The sequence below is a fragment of the Natrialba swarupiae genome (assembly GCF_008245225.1).
Lineage (GTDB): Archaea > Halobacteriota > Halobacteria > Halobacteriales > Natrialbaceae > Natrarchaeobius > Natrarchaeobius swarupiae.
Genome location: NZ_VTAW01000009.1, coordinates 61905 through 78839, shown reverse-complemented (window position 1 = coordinate 78839; position 16935 = coordinate 61905). Strand labels below are relative to the sequence as shown.

At 65.8% G+C, this 16935-nt stretch carries 14 protein-coding genes; 8 read left to right on the top strand and 6 right to left on the bottom strand.

From position 1 onward, the window contains the following. Window positions 1-102: 102 nt before the first annotated feature. From FYC77_RS08935 to FYC77_RS08915, 5 genes are all read right to left on the bottom strand, one after another. A complete protein-coding gene (locus tag FYC77_RS08935) occupies window positions 103-1704 on the bottom strand; it encodes a DUF7519 family protein (RefSeq protein WP_149081153.1) in 1602 nt (533 codons plus the stop codon). Beyond that, window positions 1701-3113: a DUF58 domain-containing protein gene (locus FYC77_RS08930; protein WP_149081152.1), complete on the bottom strand. Its 1413-nt coding sequence runs from the start codon at window positions 3111-3113 to the stop codon at window positions 1701-1703. Before FYC77_RS08930 ends, FYC77_RS08935 begins: the two co-directional genes overlap by 4 nt. Beyond that, a complete protein-coding gene (locus FYC77_RS08925; RefSeq protein ID WP_149081151.1) occupies window positions 3110-3901 on the bottom strand; it encodes a DUF7269 family protein in 792 nt (263 codons plus the stop codon). The genes FYC77_RS08930 and FYC77_RS08925 overlap by 4 nt, the downstream gene beginning before the upstream one ends. Beyond that, window positions 3898-5673: a DUF4129 domain-containing protein gene (locus FYC77_RS08920; RefSeq protein WP_149081150.1), complete on the bottom strand. Its 1776-nt coding sequence runs from the start codon at window positions 5671-5673 to the stop codon at window positions 3898-3900. Before FYC77_RS08920 ends, FYC77_RS08925 begins: the two co-directional genes overlap by 4 nt. Window positions 5674-5807: 134 nt before the next feature. Beyond that, window positions 5808-6263: a TRAM domain-containing protein gene (locus tag FYC77_RS08915; RefSeq protein WP_149081149.1), complete on the bottom strand. Its 456-nt coding sequence runs from the start codon at window positions 6261-6263 to the stop codon at window positions 5808-5810. A 258-nt stretch (window positions 6264-6521) separates the two neighbouring features. Between FYC77_RS08915 and FYC77_RS08910 the strand changes: the two genes are divergently transcribed. The 5 genes from FYC77_RS08910 to FYC77_RS08890 all read left to right on the top strand — a co-directional run bounded on the left by FYC77_RS08910 (window position 6522) and on the right by FYC77_RS08890 (window position 13061). Further along, window positions 6522-7307 (top strand): electron transfer flavoprotein subunit beta/FixA family protein, encoded by a 786-nt coding sequence (locus FYC77_RS08910; RefSeq protein ID WP_149081148.1) that lies wholly within the window; start codon window positions 6522-6524, stop codon window positions 7305-7307. Continuing rightward, window positions 7304-8257, top strand: a complete 954-nt coding sequence (locus FYC77_RS08905) for an electron transfer flavoprotein subunit alpha/FixB family protein (protein ID WP_149081147.1) — start codon at window positions 7304-7306, stop codon at window positions 8255-8257. Before FYC77_RS08910 ends, FYC77_RS08905 begins: the two co-directional genes overlap by 4 nt. Before the next feature lie 170 nt (window positions 8258-8427). Continuing rightward, complete coding sequence (locus tag FYC77_RS08900) at window positions 8428-9699, top strand: ABC transporter substrate-binding protein (protein ID WP_149081146.1); 1272 nt, start codon at window positions 8428-8430, stop codon at window positions 9697-9699. A gap of 1 nt (window position 9700) precedes the next feature. After that, entirely contained in the window at window positions 9701-12169 is a 2469-nt protein-coding gene (locus FYC77_RS08895) for a methyl-accepting chemotaxis protein (RefSeq protein ID WP_149081145.1), read from the top strand. A gap of 49 nt (window positions 12170-12218) precedes the next feature. Further along, window positions 12219-13061, top strand: a complete 843-nt coding sequence (locus tag FYC77_RS08890; RefSeq protein WP_149081144.1) for a polyprenyl synthetase family protein — start codon at window positions 12219-12221, stop codon at window positions 13059-13061. A gap of 3 nt (window positions 13062-13064) precedes the next feature. On the opposite strand, the gene FYC77_RS08885 is transcribed toward FYC77_RS08890, so the two are convergent. Further along, window positions 13065-14177: a DUF373 family protein gene (locus FYC77_RS08885; RefSeq protein ID WP_149081213.1), complete on the bottom strand. Its 1113-nt coding sequence runs from the start codon at window positions 14175-14177 to the stop codon at window positions 13065-13067. A 155-nt stretch (window positions 14178-14332) separates the two neighbouring features. On the opposite strand from FYC77_RS08885, the gene FYC77_RS08880 reads away from it, so the two are divergent. The 3 genes from FYC77_RS08880 to tnpA all read left to right on the top strand — a co-directional run bounded on the left by FYC77_RS08880 (window position 14333) and on the right by tnpA (window position 16792). Continuing rightward, on the top strand, window positions 14333-15328 hold the full coding sequence (locus FYC77_RS08880; RefSeq protein WP_149081143.1) for a radical SAM protein: 996 nt from the start codon (window positions 14333-14335) through the stop codon (window positions 15326-15328). 310 nt (window positions 15329-15638) lie between these two features. Continuing rightward, a complete protein-coding gene (locus FYC77_RS08875) occupies window positions 15639-16115 on the top strand; it encodes a hypothetical protein (protein ID WP_149081142.1) in 477 nt (158 codons plus the stop codon). Between the two features lie 191 nt (window positions 16116-16306). Beyond that, window positions 16307-16792: an IS200/IS605 family transposase gene (gene tnpA / locus FYC77_RS08870; protein WP_149081141.1), complete on the top strand. Its 486-nt coding sequence runs from the start codon at window positions 16307-16309 to the stop codon at window positions 16790-16792. Window positions 16793-16935 lie beyond the last annotated feature (143 nt).

Here is a 16935-nt window from a genome sequence, read left to right as displayed (position 1 = left end):
CGACGGCCTCGCCTGTCCGTCGGCTATCGTCCGATCGTCCACGGACCATCGTCCGGCGATCGACCGACGATCAGCAAATTCGATCCCGCCTCGAGTCGATCGTCAGCCTCGAAGCGACCACGCCACGAACACGACCGCGAGCAGGCCGGTTGCGAGTGCGATCGCCGCCGAGATTGGATCGGAGATCGGCGTGTCGGTTCCGATCCAGCGGTAGAGCACTACCGTCGCGCCCGCGACGACGGCCCCCGTCAACAGGGTCCCGCCGACGTGGACGAGTTCGGCGCGCAGCGTCTCTGCGTCCCGACCCAGTTCGGCCCGAACGCCGTCGGCGTACTCGCCGATGTCCCAGAGGACGAACGCGCCGGCACCGGTCACGATCGCGAGTTCCGCTCGGCCGACGACGGCGAGCCCAACCGCGAGGAGGAATATCGAGCCAGCCGCGAGCGCGCCGCCGATCGCCCGCCCCGGAAGGATTCTGAGCGAACGGAGGAGCGTCACGCTGTAGAGCACCAGCGAGAGAACGCTCAACGCGACCACGACGATCGACGCCGCGAGCGCGAACGGCGGCAACGACTCGACCAGTTCCACGACCGACGGTGGGGCGCTGCCCTCGAGTACCGCCGCGGGATCGAGACCGGGTGCAAGCGCCGAGAGCGCGACGGCGGCGACGACGGCGATCAACGCCGCCCCGACGCCGGGAGCGACGATGCGTGCGAACGCCAGCGCGGCGTTGTGACGCAGGGTCCGGCGCGTCCACTCGAGGACGACGAGCGCGACGCCAGCGACGAGACCCGAGACGAACAGGAGTCGAAGCCCGGAGGCGGTCACTATCAGTGCTGGCACGTATCCGATCGACCACGGAAGCTGGGTCGCGACCTCGAGCGGCGTCGTCGGAATCTCCTCGAGGCGGTCGCTGACGGCCGGCGTGACGAACGCGAGGACCGCGAGGAGGACGGCGAACCGCAGACCGTACGAACACGCACGCTGGATCGCGTCGGTGACCGCCGAGAGTCGAGGCTCGCGGTCCGGCGGGACGAGCCGTTCGAACGGGACAGCGGCAATCGCGCGGCTCACGGCGAAGGCGGTCGCGAACAGGAGGACGGCAAACGAGACGATCGCCCACGAGCCGTCGGCGACGACGAAGACGTTCCAGAGCGTTCCGGCGACGTCCGCGGCGGCCGCGCCGGCCCGTTCCCGGACCGTCGATTCGGGGAGGATCCGGACGACGACGAGGGCGATCACGCCCATCGCGGCGAGCATCGATCCCGTCGCGCCACGTGCGGCGCCGCCGTCTCCGAGCCGTTTCCAGGAGACGAGCCCGGCGGACAGCCCCGCGACGACGAGCGCCCAGACGGTGACGCCGGCGAAGCGTCCGGCGCTGCTCGAGGCGACCAGCGCCGCGGCGAGGACGGCCGGTAGAACGACGACGAGCGCCGCGGGAATCGCGACGGCCCCCCCGACCGCCCGAACGAGCGGCCGGTCGCTCGCGAGCAGGACCGTCGCCAACGCAGCGACGAGTCCCGCGACCGTCGCGAACAGCGCGAGACCGACGCCGACGAGCGCCGAGCCGACGACGACGGCGACCAGAAGCGTACAGCCGATCGTCGCGACGTCGCTCGCCGTCGGCCGAGATAACGCCCGGCGAACCTCGACGAACGCAGACGAGAACGCCGAGCTGCCGACATCCGCGATCCCCTGTCTCATCGGCTGGCACCTCCCGTCACCGTTTGTCGGCCGTCCGGTTCGCTGGTCGCCGACCGGTCGGGGTCCGCCGTGTCGGCTCCCGGCGTCGCCGCTGTCCCCGTCCCCGAGGAGCGACGCGCCGGCGAGGACCGGCCGGATCGGGAGCCGCGAAACGCCCGCGCGAGGTCGACCGAGATCGGATCCTCGAGGTGCCAGTCGACGACCGTCGCGCCGACGCCCCGGAGGGCGTCGATCCGATTCGTCCGCCGGAGCCCGGCGATCCGTGCACCCGTCGGAATCGACGCCGACGCGACGCCGGTCGTCAGATCCGGCGTGACGACCGTGACGTCGCGTCCGCGGCTTCGCAACGTCTCGACCAGATCGACCGCGCCGCGGTCCGAAAGCGGCGTACAGAGGACGACCTGTGCTCGGCGCGGGAGCCGGCGCTCGAGGTCGGCCGCGAGCGACGCGCCCGGCGATCCCCCCTCGGTGACCGGCCGGTCGGCAGTCGCGTCGCCGAGTTCGTCGTCCATCCGCGTCCGGACGTCGGTCTCGGCCGACGGTTCGATCCAGGTTCGTCCCGAGAGGGTCGCCACGCCGGTTCGGTTGCCGTCCTCGAGGGAGGCGACGACGCCTCGCGAGGCGGCGTACAGCGTGAGGTCGTACGAGTCGGGACCGCCCTCGAGTGGTTCACGGTGGACGCCGTCGCGGTCGTCGACGACGAAGACGACCGTCACTGCCCGCTCCTCGCGGTACTCGACGGTCGCGAGTTCACCGGTCCGGGCGAAGCGGTGCCAGTCGATCCGGTTTATCGGATCGCCGCGGCGGTACTCCCGGGTCGAGAAGAATTCGATACCGCTCCCGCCGTCGTCGGTGGGCGTCCGACCGACGAACTGGATCGTCTGATCCAGGACGGGGAAGGTATCGAGCAGCGTCTCACAGCTGAGTTCGGCGTCGCCGTCGGGGTCGCGTTCGTCGGTCGCGACGCTCGTCGCCGCGAGCGAGCGGGTCCGGAGCCGCGTCGGGCCGAACGAGAACTCCCCCCGCGGCGGCGTCAGTTCGTACTCGTGACTGACCGTCTCCTCCGGCCTGACGGCCGTCGCAAACGCCGGCGAGCCGTCCGTGACGGGGGCGTCCGCCGGCGGCTCGTCCGCGAGTCGGACGTCGGAGACGACGCGGTCGCCCTCGTTCGTCACCGACAGCGTCACCGTCACCGGCTTCCCCGGTCGCACCCGCGTCTCCTCGAGGTGGCGTTCGACGCGAAGGTTGGCGTCGGGTTCGGCGCTCAACTGGCCGACGAGGACGAACCCGAGCGCGACCACGGCGAGAAAGAACAGTTCGGAGACGCCGACTGCGACACCCAGAAGCGCCGAGATCGCCGCGACCACGAGCGCGCCCTGCCATCGGGCGCGGCGACTCCTCCGCGTCATCGCGTACCCTCGAGGTCGGCGCGAGCGTCGCCGTCGGTTCGGCTCCCGTCGCTGCTGTCGTTTTCGTCGGTTCCGTTCTCGCTGGTGGCCTCTTCGTCTGCGAGATCGATCGTCGTCGCCGCCTGTATCGATTCGATCTCGTCGATCGTCCGCTCGAGGCTCCGAGAGAAGGGGTCGGTCGCGGTGACGAGATCGAACAGCCAGAGCCAGACCGGCGTCGACGGGCCCGATTCGCCCGCGAGAAACGCCGCCGCGCGGTCGTCGTCGGTCCAGCTTCCGCGTTCGATCACTCGCGTGGCGGCAGAGCGAGCGACGCCGGCGCGGTTCGCGTACGCCCGTGTCGCGATCGGCCGGAGCGTATCGACGACCTCCTCGCGCGCCGCCGAGCGAACCTCGCGGTCGCCGTCGTAGTCGGTCGCGCGCTCGACGTCCCGCTCGAACGAGTCGCCGACGACGTCCCATCCCCGCCTGCCCGGTGACCGACTGCGAGCGTTCGCTTCACCGTCGGGTCGGTCGGCTGCGGTTCGCTCCCCAGAACCGACGAGTGGGTCCACCGGGCGCGAACGGAGTTTGCCCGCGATACCGAGCGCCGGAGCGAACACCACGAGCAACAGGGTCGCGACGAGGACGATCAGACCGGGATCGAGCGACGCGAGTACCGCCTCGAGTGCCGGTACGGCCCCGGTTGCCACCGTCGGGTCGAGTGCGAAGACGAGACCGACAGCGAGGAACGTACCCGCGAGCAGCGTCGCGACGGAGAGTCCGCGACGGGACGGCGTCCGACTCATTCGTCGTCCTCCGAGGCCGTGTCGTCACCGGTCGACTCGAGTTCGTTTCGAAGCCGTTCGCGAGCCGCGTCGGCCGAATCGACGTAGGGTTCGGGATCGCGCTCGCCGTACTCGACGTCGCGGAACGCGTCGGTGATCGTCTCGACCGGGCCGGTGGGTGCACCCGCATGCTTCGCGCTTCGGGCGACGTCGGTGGGGGTCGCGGTCGCGACCCGCGCCCGATAGAAGGTCGATGCCGAGATCACCGTCTCGAAGGCGCGTTCGATCCGCTCTCGAGCGCTCGCGTGCTCGTCGTCCCGCCGAGTGTCGGCGGGCTCGGGCTCCGGCTCGTCGAACAGCCCGATCGAGGATCCCACGTTCCGGGTCCGCGTCCGCGCCGACTCGAGTAGCCCGCCGATCGTCGCGCGCACGAGCGCCGGAAGCTCGCGGATCGAGCCGACTCTCCGAAGCGCAGCGACCGCCCGCTCGAGGGCCTGCGAGCAGGCGACGACGCCAGCCACGACGAACGACGCGATCCGACTGGGAATCGACAGCACGGTCCCGATCGGATCGTCCGACCGATAGAGGAGATAGCCGACGATCGCCACCGCGAGCGCGAGCCCGACGAGGAGGAGCACCGTTCCCGATACGTCGGGCGTTCCGTCCTCGAGCGTCGAGTCTCCGTCACTGCCCCCGTCGCCGCTCGAGTCACCCGCCGCAGTCGAGTCCTCGTCGCCGTCACCGGGTTCTTCTCCCTCGACGTCCCCGTCACTCCGTTCCTCGTCGCCGAGGTCGCCGTCGTGCTCGAGCCTGTCAGGGTCGTCCGCATCGACCGTCTCGGCGGAATCGATCGCGTCACTCGAGTCGATGTCGTCACCCGCGTCTCCGTTGGATTCGAGGTCGTCGGGAGATTCGAGTCCGTCAGTGGACTCGGGGTCCGTGTCGTCGCCAACCGACTCGAGCCCGTCTTCACCTTCGATTTCCGACTCGAGTCCGTCTTCGCCTTCGATTTCCGACTCGAGCCCGTCTGCGTGTTCGCCATCCACTGTGGTGACGTCGTCGTTGATCGACGTCTCATCTTCACGGTCGGCGTCCGTGGCGATCTCGTCGCCAGCCGCGAGGTCGTCGCTCGAGTCGAGATCGACGTCGTCCGCCGGAACCGCCTCGTCGCCGGCGTCTTCGATCGTTGACTCCGCACCGTCCGCGCTCGCGGCTGGCCCGTCGGGCTCGTCCCCGCCGGTCAGTAGCTCGCCGAACTCGCCACCCATCCCGCTGTCGGCGGGGGTTGGGTCCTCGGCGGACTCGTCTGTGTCGACGTCGGGTGACTCCGCGGCCGCGCTGTCGGCGTCTGTGTCGGCGACGGCACCGTCCTCGAGCGACTCGTCTCCACCGGTTAGATCGTCGGCTCCGTCGTCACCGCCGAGTGCGGAAAACAGCGTTCCGAGTCCGTACAGAATACCGCCGGCGACCGTCTCGGCCGGACCGAGATCTCGATCGTCGAGTTGCGGTCCGTCGATTTGCGATCCATCGGTCGGCGTCTCCGAAACGGCGTCAGCGTGGGCACCGCCAGCCTCCGTGCCGCCGGAGCCCGGGTATGCGGTCTGGCCGTCAGCAGCGCCAGCGCCGGGACCGTGGCGGTCGTCGATGGCACCCCCTTCCGTCGTCAGCCCGCTCACAGGAGCGTCCGCCGCGAGCATCGGCATCGCACTCGCCGCCAGTACGAGCCCACCGACGGCACAGATCACCGCGATCACCGCGAGAAGACGCCGTCCGGCGTTCGATCCGCCTGCCATTAATCGCGTTATACTAGACGAAACACGCACTTACCTCTTGTTGCACCGTCGATGACCGTCACGACCACACGTCGGTTCGACTGTCCACCGTCGACTGTTCGAGCGGATTACGATTCCTCGATTCGAGGGGGTGTTCAGGAGCCCCAGAAGTTCTCTCGACTGCCCAACTGTTCTCGCTGGTCCGACTGGGTGTCATCGTCCGTCTCGCCCCCCGCGTCGACACCGGAGTCCGTCTCCTCGTCGTCCTCGTCGTCGGGCATCGGAAGGATCTCGAGTTCTTCTGCGCGTGCGTGATTGCTGTGGACGCGGGTGATCTCGACGCGGGCTCTGGCCTCCGGGAGGACACCGTCGACCATGACGATGAATCCGTCCTCGGTGCGACCGACGCCGGCACCGCTTTCGTGCATGTCGACGACGTCGATAACGACCTCCTCGCCGGATTTGACGGGCTGGGTCTTCAGATCCTCGATCGGCTGGCTGTAGTGGTTACACCACTCCTTGCCACCCCGGTCTCCGTAGTGGTTACACCCCATTCCGGAGATCCGTTCGGAAAAGCTCGGACAGTCGTCGGCGAGTGGACAGTCTGCCATACCCGTAGTACCGGAGGCGTCGTTAAACCGTTTCCGTCTCGGTACGGGCCTCGAGCGTGCCGGATGGATCCGAATGGCGGACACGAGACTGACCGTCGTCAACACGGACAGCAGATGGTATGACCGGCGACGATACTCCCCACCCACCGGCGGTCACGGTTCCACTGAAACTGATCGACCACAGACCGGAGAATGAACGGCAAACGAGGGACTCGAGGTTTCGAAAACGTTTACGGCCCGGACGTTGCAGTGATACCGATGAAGATCCTCGTTACGGTTTCCGAAGTCGCCACCGTCGAAGACGCTTTCGAGATCGACGGGACAACAATCGCTGACCAGTATCTCGGTGCTGACCTGAACGAGTGGGACGACTACGCCGTCGAGGAGGCCGTCCAGCTCCAGGAGGCCGACCTCGCCGACGAGGTCGTCACGGTCACTATCGGCCCCGAGGACGCCGACCAGACCATCCGTCAGGCCCTCGCGAAAGGTGCCGACCGGGCCCTCCGCGTCTGGGACGACGATCTCGCCGATGTCGGACTTCTCGACCCCGGTACCAAAGCCGACCTCCTCGCCGCCGTCGTCGACGACGAGCAGCCGGATCTCGTCCTCTCGGGCGTCCAGACCGGCGACGACAGCTTCGGTGCCACCGGCGTCGCCCTCGCCGACCGCGTCGGCTACCAGTGGGCCGCCGTGGTCAACCACCTCGAGCACGAGTTCGCGGACGATACGGCCTCGGTTCGCCGCGAACTCGAGGGTGGCGTCGAGGAGCTCACCGACGTCGACCTCCCCGCCGTCCTCACCATCCAGACCGGTATCAACGAACCGCGCTACGCCAGCCTCCGAGGCATCCGGCAGGCTCAGCGCAAACCCCTCGAGGTGCAGACGCTCGACGACCTCGGCATCGAGGGTGTCGACTCCGCGCTCGCGTTGACGGAGATGTACGAACCCGAAAGCGAGACCGACGTCACCGTCTGGGAGGGTGGTGCCGACGACACCGCCGGCGATCTCGCTTCGTTGCTCCGCGAGAAGGGGGTGGCACAATGACCGACGTGCTCGCGATTGCCGACCACCGCCGCGGTAAGCTTCGCGACGTCAGCTACGAGATCGCCACCGCCGGTCGCGGACTCGCCGACGACCTCGGCGGCGACCTCCATCTCGTCGTTATCAGCGGCACCGTCGACGACTTCGCCGCGAAACTCGACCGCGACGGCGTCGACGTCGTCCACACCGTTAGCGATGGCGAGGAGTACAACCACGATATCTACATCCAGGCGATCGAACAGCTCACCGCCGACATCGACCCCCAGTACGTCCTCGTCCCGAACAGCGTCAACGGCCTCGACTACGCCCCTGCCCTCGCCGGACGCCTCGAGCGCCCCATCGTCACCGACACAATCGGCCTCGAGAGCGACGGCGAGACGCTCGTCGCCACCCGCGAGATGTACGGCGGCAAGGTCGAGACCACCGTCGAACTCGAGGGGCCGGCGGTCGTCACGATCCGCGGAGCCGAGTGGCCCAAAGCCGAGGGGACCGGTGACGCCGAGATCAGGTCGTTCGACGTCGAGATCGACGACGCGGCGCTCGGTTCGACCGTCAACGGCTTCGAGGAGGTCGCCGGCGGCGACGTCGACATCGCGGACGCCGACGTTCTCGTCTCGGTCGGCCGCGGTATCGACGAAGAGGAGAATCTCGAGATCATCCACGACCTCGCGGACGCACTCGACGCCACCGTCTCCTCGTCGCGTCCGATCGTCGACAACGGCTGGCTCCCCAAAAACCGGCAGGTCGGCCAGTCCGGAAAGGTCGTCACGCCGGACGTCTACATCGCGATCGGGATTTCGGGCGCGGTCCAGCACGTCGCCGGGATGAAGGGCTCGGAGACGATCGTCGCCATCAACACCGATCCGAACGCGCCGATCATGGACATCGCCGACTACGCCATCCACGACGACCTCTTCGACGTCGTTCCGGCGCTGACCGAGCAGTTCCAGTAACGGGAACGCCCCGTCGGCTCCTCCGACGATCGATCCTCGACTCGAGGAAACCGTTCACGTGGGCAGTCATAGGATTCCGCCACTCGTTTCACGCATTTTTATAATACTCTCATATAATTACTTAGTAACGTAGCAATATAATTATACGCCAGTACTGAGAGGAAACGCGTATGCCGTATCGAATGAAACGACGGGAACTCCTCTCAGGTGGCGTCGCCGCTGGTGTCGGCGGCCTCGCAGGGTGTCTCGAGGAGGATCCCGGGTCGGAGACGGGCGACGTCGAAAGCGAGGTGGAGACCCGTCCGACCGACCGGACGATCAGACTCGGGGTCATGCATCCGCTCACCGGCGATCTCGGGTCGGTGGGCGAACCGATCAAGGACGGTGCACTGTTACCGATCGAACAGGTCGCAGACGAGGTCGACCCCGAAATCGAGTACGAAGTGGTGGATACGGAAACCTCTCCGTCGGTGGGCGTTCAAGCTGCCTCAGGGCTGGTCGACGCCGGCTACCCGATGGTCAACGGGGCGTCAGCCTCGGACGTCACGTTACAGGTCGCCCAGCAGGTGCTCGTCCCCCACCGAACGGTCTGTTGCTCGCCGGCGTCGACGACGCCGACGATTTCGACGGTGAACGACGCCGGATTGCTGTTCCGAACCGCGGTATCGGACTCGCTGCAGGCGGTCGTTCTCGCGGAACGGGCGGCGACCGAACGTAACGCCCAGCGTGCGGCGACGTTGTACGTGAACAACGACTACGGCTGGCAGCTGAGCCGGGCGTTCGCCCGCGCGTTCCGTGGCAATCACGACGGGACGGTGACCGAACAGGTCTCGTTCGACGAGGGGGGAGCCGACGACGAGGAGGTGATCGAGGCGGTGACTGCTGGCGATCCCGATCTCGTCGTCGTGATCGGCTATCCCGAGACGAGCGCGGGGCTGTTCGACGGGCTGATCGACCACGATCCGGGCATCTACATTCTGGCGACGGATGGGTTGCGTGATAGCTCCCTCCACGAGATGACCGAGAACACGATCAACCACATCCGTGGAACCGCACCGCTCGTCGGCGGACCGGGCGAAGACGTCTTCGCCGAATTGTACGAGGAACAGTACGACGCCGAGCCGGGAGTGTTTACCGCCCACGCGTACGACGCGACGGCGGTCATGTTGCTCGCGAACGCCTTCGCCGGCGAGAACGACGGAGCGGCGGTCGGCAACGCGATGCGGATCGTCACCGAGGGGCCGGGCGAACTGATCGGACCGGAGACGCTCGCGGAGGGGATCGATCTCGCGGCTCGAGGCGAGCACGTCGAGTATCAGGGTGCCTCGAGTCCGCTCGGATTCGACGAGAACGGAGACGTGACGGATGCGACGTTCGAGTACTGGCGGTTCGACGACACGGCGGGAAGCGGTATAACCGAAATCGACAGGGTGAGTACGTAATATGTTCGCAAAACTAGTTCCATCGGTTATCAGACGGCGATATCTGGTGAAGTTCGTGATCTCGATTCTGGCGGTAGTTCTCGTTATCGGCGCTGTCGGCGCCGTGAGCTACGCCGAGATCGACGAAACGGTCCGAACCGATTCGGACGAACAGATCGAATCGACGGCAGAACTGCAGGCGGATGCGATCGGCGACTGGATCGAAAACATGCGTATCCAGACGCGGACGGTGTCGTCGTCACCGACGCTCCAGGAGGATAACCCGCCGGCCATTCAGGGCCAACTCGTCGAAGAGCAAGCCAGGATGAGCGCGGACGTTCGGGCGATACACTACGTCGACACCGCGGAGGGAACGGTCGTCACGAGCACCGACGCACAACACCGGGAGACGGACCTCGGGAATCTCGACGAGCCGTGGACGGAGACCGATTTCGACGAGGAGTTCCCGTTCAGTGAAGCGGTCTGGTACTCCGAGCAGGCCTACGAGTCGTCGACGCTCGACGATCAGGTGATGGCGTTTGCCAGTCCGGTTACCGAACGCGACGATCGGGTCGTCGTCGTCGTCACGACGCTCGAACACCGCGTCGATCAGCTCCACCAGGAGGAAGCGGCGATGTCGACGACGATCGTCGACGGTGACGGAACCCAGGTGTTGCAGGCGGATGGCCTCACGCTCGAGGACGGTTCGCTCGAGGACGATGCGGTCGACGCCGCACTCGGCGGTCGCGCGACGCAGGTCCACGGTGAGGAGTACGTTCAGGCGTACGTCGCGATCCCCGACACGCAGTGGGTCGCGGTGACGAGCGTGCCGACCGACCAGGCCTACGGGGTCGCAGACGACGTCAGATCGAACGTCCTCCAGATGGTGCTTGCCAGTCTGATCGCACTCGGCGTCGTCGGCGTCGTCATCGGTCGACAGACCGTCGTCCCCCTCGGTCAACTCCGCGACCGGGTCGGCGAGATCGAAGCCGGAAACCTCGATGTCGACCTCGAGACGTCTCGAACGGACGAGATCGGCCGGCTGTACAATGGTCTCGACAGCATGCGCGAGTCGTTGAAGATGCAGATCCACCAGGCCGAGTCGGCGCGAACGGAGGCCGAACAGGCTCGCACCGAATCCGAGGCGATGAACGAACATCTCGAGACGAAAGCCGACGAGTACAGCGAGGTGATGCAAGTGTGTGCGGAGGGTGATCTGACCGCGCGGATGGACCCCGAAAGCGAGAGCGAGGCGATGGCGTCGATCGCGACCGAGTTCAACGAGATGATCACCGAACTCGAGGCGACGACGGCGACGGTCAAATCGTTCGCGACCGAAGTCGCCACCGCCTCCGAGCAGGTCACCGCCTCGAGCGAGGAAGTCCGATCGGCCTCCGAGCAGGTCACCGAGTCGGTCCAGGAGATCTCCGAAGGTGCTGACCGCCAGAACGAGAACCTCCAGTCGGTCACCCACGAGATGAACGGCCTCTCGACGACGACCGAAGAGATCGCCGCTTCCTCGAACGAGGTCGCCGACCTCGCGGCGCGAACAGCTGAGACCGGCGAACGCGGCCGGGAGGCGGCCCAGGAAGCTCTCGAGGGGATGACCGAGATCGAGACAGAATCCGAAGCCGCTGTCGAGGAGATCGCCCGCCTCGAACGCGAGATGGAACAGATCGACGAGCTCCTCGAGTTCATCAGCGAGGTCGCCGAGCAGACGAACATGCTGGCGCTGAACGCCAACATCGAAGCCTCCCGATCCGCCGACTCGAGTGAGGGCTTTTCGGTCGTCGCCGGGGAGGTCAAGGATCTCGCCGAGGAGACCAAGAACGCGGCCGCCGACATCGAGCGCCGCCTCGAGCGGATCAAATCCCAGACCGATCGGGCCGCCGAGGAAGTCCAGCAGACCAGCGATCGAGTCACGGAACACACCGACTCGGTCGAACGGGCCGCCGACGCCTTAGAGGAGATCGCGGATTACGCCGAGGAGACGAACGGCGGGATTCAGGAGATTTCCGAGGCCAGCGACGAACAGGCGAGTTCGACCCAGGAGGTCGTCGCGATGGTCGACGACGTCGCGGCGATCGCCGAAGAGACCAGCGCCGAAAGCGAGACCGTCGCGGCCGCCGCCGAGGAACAGACGACCGCACTCACCGAAGTCTCACAGAGCGCCGACGACCTCGCCGGCCGTGCTGGACATCTCTCGGCCACCCTCGAGAGCTTCGACACCGACGAGACGGTTGACGAGGAACCCGTCCCTGCGCTCGAGGTCGGCGGTGGAGCGGATGCCGGCGACGTCGACGAAGGCGCCAACCCGAACGGTGACGACGGCGAGGTCGACGATCACTCCACGAGCGACGGTCCCGACGACGCGAGAAGTGACGACGCGGGAAGCGACGGTAGCGACACCGCGGACTCGAGCGATCGATCCGACGGAGACGATCCATTCGACGAGACGTTCACGTTCGAGCAGGTCGACGACGAAACGTAAGGCTCGACGAACCGTCACCTACTTTTTGACCCCCTCCTAAAGACCGTCAATGGAACTTCTGGAGCGCCGTCGGGCGCTGATTGAGGAGCGTCTCGTCGACGTCGTCGACGGAGTCGACCCCGAGACGCTCAACGAGGAAGTTCGCCACGTTGCCCTCTCGGGGGGAAAACGCGTGCGACCGATGATTACCGTGCTGGCCTGCGAGACCGTCGGGGGGACCCCCGAAGACGCGGTTGATTTCGGTGTCGGAATCGAACTCGTCCACAACGCCTCGCTGGTCATCGACGACATCATCGATCGATCGGAGCTCCGGCGAGGCACGGAAAGCGCCTGGGCCGAGTTCGGCCACGGGCCGGCGATCGTCACCAGTGACGGGTTACTCGGGGAAGCGTTCGCGCTCTTTTCGGCTGATCCGGACGCGACCCGCGTCGTCGCCGAGGCAATGGTCGAACTCGGCGTCGGCGAGGCGACCGAACTCGCCGCCAAACCGGCGAACGAAGCGGAGTACATGACCCTTGCCAGACGAAAGACCGGGGCACTCTTCCGGGCAGCGGCCGAACTCGGTGCGATCGCTGCCGACTCCGATCCGTTCACCGTCGAAGCGCTCGGGGAGTACGCCGAACGGGTCGGGGTCGCCTTCCAGATCAGAGACGACGTGCTCGACGCGGTCGCCGACCCCGAGGAACTCGGCAAGCCCACCGGACACGACGCCGCGCTCAAACGTCCGTCGGTCGTCCAGGTAACCGACCTCACGCCCGAGGAAGCGAACCGGCGTGCCCGAACCGAAGCCGACCGAGCCATCGACGCGCTCGAACGGGTCGATGTCGCTGACCCCGAGACGAGATCGTATCTCCTCGATCTGGCGGAGTTCGTCGTCGAACGCGAGCGATAGACGCTACGCGCTCTCGGACGGACGCGCTTCACGGTTCTCCGGCTCCGAGAACCGGGATTCGACGACGGCGAACGTCAGCGTGCTCACGATCCCGAGTAACGTCCCGGCGGTCAGCGCCGTCGCGAGGTAGGTGACGTCGACGCGATCGAGGAAGAAAGCGCTCACTGCGTGGAGGACGATCGCCATCGAGAGCACGTAGAAAGGGGCGTTGAGATAGCGCCACTCGAGGGTATCGGCGATGTACTCGTCGGTGATCTGCCCGAGGCTCGTCGTCACGCCGGCTGCGGCGACCCACTGGACCGAGCCGTAGACGATCGCGGCCGCCACGGCGAGTGCGCCGACGTCGGCGGTCGTCGTCTCTCGGACGGCCTCGAGTTCGTTCAGCCCGTGGACGCCGCCGAGAACGACCAGCGCGGCGGCGACGACGTACGCGAGCAGGGTCGTCCTGCCGGCGTACAGCAGCCGTCGGCCGCGCTCGACGGCGGTATCGAGGCGGTTGCCCAGTCCGAGTCCTCGAGAGATGAGATAGAGCCCGAGCAACGCGGAGGTCGTCCCCAGAACGAAGCCGGGCATCTCGAGTGCGCTCCCGATCAGCGCGAGCGGGTAGATCAACAGCAAGATGCCAAGCGGGATGAGCACCGTCCCGCGGGTTTCGGGGTCGTCGAGTACCTGCTTGATCGTGTAGTACATCGACTCGAGATTCTGGGCTTGCCGGACGACGACCCGGCGGACGCCGTCGATCGGGACTCGCGATCTGATGATCGGGATGACGGACTCGTCCTGTGCACCGTCGGTGATGACCAGCGCGGTGACGTCCTCGCTGGTCGAGAGGCTCGCGAGGACGGTGTCGACCTCGTCGCCGACCTCGCGGTTGGCGCTGACGTCGTCTTCCTCGTTGCCGGTGACGACCGCGACCTCGACGCTCTCGTCGCGGGCCGAGAGGTCGTCGTAGACGTGCAAGCCCTGGAAGATGACGTTGACGTCGGAGTCCTCGGGGTCGGCGGTCGCGAGCGCGACCGCGGCCTCCTCGACCGGCTCGCGACCGATGACCGGGGTCGAGAAGCCGGTCTTCCGGCCGAGGTCGTCGTCGAGGTCGACACAGAGGACCAGCAGCATCGGTTCGTGGTTGCACTCGACGGTATTTCCGTCTTCTGGAGACCGCAAGTCGATGCCGCGGTCGATCGATTTCGCGTGATCGACCGATCGGTCCGAACGGACGGCCATCCTCGTTTCGCACGGCTTTTGAGGCTCGGCTGGCTACGTGTAATCGAATGATCTCCAGGGGCTGTGAGCAGTGTGCGAAAGGAGGGAAGATGGTCCTGTTCGTCTACGGCTACTGCGACCAGCGCGACTGCTTCTACTGCCCGCTCGGTGAGAACCGCAAGAACGTCACCGACGTCTACGCGAACGAACGTCTCGTCGAGGACGACGAGGACGTCCTCACCGAGGCGAGGCGGATGGACGCACTCGGCACCTCCATTACGGGCGGCGAGCCCCAGGAGGCCCTCGACCGGACCTGTCACTACCTCTCGCTGCTCAAAGACGAGTTCGGCGAGGACCACCACACGCACCTCTACACCGGGATCACCGGCGGTCGGGAGAACATGCGCCGGCTCTCGGAAGCCGGACTCGACGAAATCCGGTTCCACCCGCCGCTCGAGCAGTGGGGAGAGCTCCACGGCACCGAGTGGGAGGAGATCCTCTATATCGCCCGCGAGGAGGGGCTGACCCCCGCCTTCGAGATACCGGGTATCCGCGCCGAAGAGGAGTTTCTCGAGTTCTTAGACGAGGGTGCAGCGGAGTTCTGTAACGTCAACGAGTTCGAGATGTCCCAGGGGAACTACCGCCGGATGCAGGAAAACGGGTTCGAACTCAAAGAGGACCACATGAGCGCGGTCGGCGGCACCCGCGAGGAAATCCTCGAGGTGATGGGCGACCACGAGCGCGTCTACTTCTGTACCTCGGTCTTCAAAGACGCAGCCCAACACCGCCGCCGACTCAAACGCATGGCTCGCAACGTCCGCCGAGAGTTCGACGACGTCACCGACGACGGCACGCTCGTCTACGGGAAGACCTCTGTGGATCCCGAGCGATTCGCCGAACTCGGCGTCCCCGAGGAGTTCTACACCGTCAAGACGAACCACGTCGAGGTCGCCTGGTGGCTCTTAGAGGAGATGATCGATGAGGGCGACCTCGAGGAGGGCGAAATCGTCGAACAGTATCCGAGTTACGACGGGCAAGTGGTCGAGCGGACGCCACTAGCATAAGTGCCGCGAGCGAAGCGAGCGGCCTTTTTGGTGCAGATTTTTGCGCGAGGGGTGAGTGACCGGCGGGAACGAACCGGTGCAGAAAAAGGTGCACGTGGCAAGTGGTCGAGCGGACGCCGTTGGCCTAGTGGTTCGACCGCGAGCGAGCGAAGCGAGTGAGGGGTGTTTTGTCGTTCTGTCTCGAGTCAGCAGAGTCGATCGACGAGTGATCTATCGTTTGATAGAACCGATAAATTATTACCTTCTGTTGAAACATTAATGCCAGTGGGTGCGTATGGATGTCTGATACGAAACCGGTCAGGAGGTCTGTGTGAGTCTCGCTGAGGAAGTGGAAGTCGAGAGCGCGACGAGCGTTTCGTTCGTCTGCGAGGACTGCGGTCGGGTCCACAACCGGAACAATCCACCGTGTAACGACTGTGGCTCGATGCGTTTGTCGGCGGTCGAGGACGTCGCGGACAGCCAGGAGATCGACGAGCGAGAGTCGTGGCAGATCGTCCGCGATGCCAACCGCGGGATCACGGGGCTGGGCGTGCTCGCATATGTCGTGGGCACGCTCACGTTTCTCGGGGGGTCGTCGTTGCTGGTACTCGGTGGCTTCCACTACGGGACGTTGCTCCTCGGTGGGTGGATTATCGGAGTTTCGTGGACCGCGGCTGGCATCGTGGCGATTCCAGCAATCCGTCGACGACTCGAGAGGCGCTTCGATGTCTATCCGTCCTCGCGGACAGTTCTCGGTCTGTATCTGGTTCTCGTCGTCGGGAGTGTCGTCCTCGCGACGTTCACGTGATAGAGATACGAGCGCATACCCCCGCCTTCCCGTGAGTGACGATTGTTCCGACGCTCTGTCGGAACCGAGAAACGAACAGGCGGGGGTCGAGCAGACAGATAGTGTGATAATCCACAGTTCTATTGCAGGGCTGGATTTCCCACCGATTTCGCAATATATTTGCCATTACATGATCATAGTATGTAGCACGGATGAAGACCACACGGCACGCAACCTACAACCTCAATTACCACCTCGTGTGGCTCCCGAAGTCTCGCAGAACCGACGGTTCTGCGGATATCGCGGACCAAGGGTCCGCTCAATACCGCAACGCGGTACTGACGGGAGAGGTTGCCGACCGTGTGGAATCCATCCTCCACGAAATTGCCGACGAGAAGGGGTTAGAAATTCAAAACCTGACTGTTCAGCCCGACCACGTTCACCTGTTCGTCAGTAGCCCGCCCAAGCACAGTCCGGCACTGCTTACCAACTGGTTCAAGGGCATTTCCTCGCGGAAGTACAACCACCGCCATGCCGACCACGACGGCGAGAAAATCCGGTGGGCACGCGGCTACTACGCCGGAACAGCCGGGCACGTCTCCACCGAAACTGTCGAGAACTACATCGACCGTTGCCAGAACTCACGCCTTTCGAACGACCTCTTTGACCGGGCCGCAAGACAGCCACACCGATGCTGAAACCCAGCAAGAGACGTGTGGAACGTATGCGTCTTGAAACCAACAGGCCACAACGCTGGGCCTGAAATCCCATGGTGGGATTCCTCCGCGTTTACGCGGAGGAGGAGGTCAACGGATGTCGTGTGCTCCGGCGGCGACACACC

Bases quoted from the DNA above. Each gene is read 5' to 3' on its own strand.
- FYC77_RS08935 (WP_149081153.1), bottom strand. From the start codon at position 1,704: ATGAGACAGGGGATCGCGGATGTCGGCAGCTCGGCGTTCTCGTCTGCG.
- FYC77_RS08930 (WP_149081152.1), bottom strand. From the start codon at position 3,113: ATGACGCGGAGGAGTCGCCGCGCCCGATGGCAGGGCGCGCTCGTGGTC.
- FYC77_RS08925 (WP_149081151.1), bottom strand. From the start codon at position 3,901: ATGAGTCGGACGCCGTCCCGTCGCGGACTCTCCGTCGCGACGCTGCTC.
- FYC77_RS08920 (WP_149081150.1), bottom strand. From the start codon at position 5,673: ATGGCAGGCGGATCGAACGCCGGACGGCGTCTTCTCGCGGTGATCGCG.
- FYC77_RS08915 (WP_149081149.1), bottom strand. From the start codon at position 6,263: ATGGCAGACTGTCCACTCGCCGACGACTGTCCGAGCTTTTCCGAACGG.
- FYC77_RS08910 (WP_149081148.1), top strand. From the start codon at position 6,522: ATGAAGATCCTCGTTACGGTTTCCGAAGTCGCCACCGTCGAAGACGCT.
- FYC77_RS08905 (WP_149081147.1), top strand. From the start codon at position 7,304: ATGACCGACGTGCTCGCGATTGCCGACCACCGCCGCGGTAAGCTTCGC.
- FYC77_RS08900 (WP_149081146.1), top strand. From the start codon at position 8,428: ATGCCGTATCGAATGAAACGACGGGAACTCCTCTCAGGTGGCGTCGCC.
- FYC77_RS08895 (WP_149081145.1), top strand. From the start codon at position 9,701: ATGTTCGCAAAACTAGTTCCATCGGTTATCAGACGGCGATATCTGGTG.
- FYC77_RS08890 (WP_149081144.1), top strand. From the start codon at position 12,219: ATGGAACTTCTGGAGCGCCGTCGGGCGCTGATTGAGGAGCGTCTCGTC.
- FYC77_RS08885 (WP_149081213.1), bottom strand. From the start codon at position 14,177: ATGCTGCTGGTCCTCTGTGTCGACCTCGACGACGACCTCGGCCGGAAG.
- FYC77_RS08880 (WP_149081143.1), top strand. From the start codon at position 14,333: ATGATCTCCAGGGGCTGTGAGCAGTGTGCGAAAGGAGGGAAGATGGTC.
- tnpA (WP_149081141.1), top strand. From the start codon at position 16,307: ATGAAGACCACACGGCACGCAACCTACAACCTCAATTACCACCTCGTG.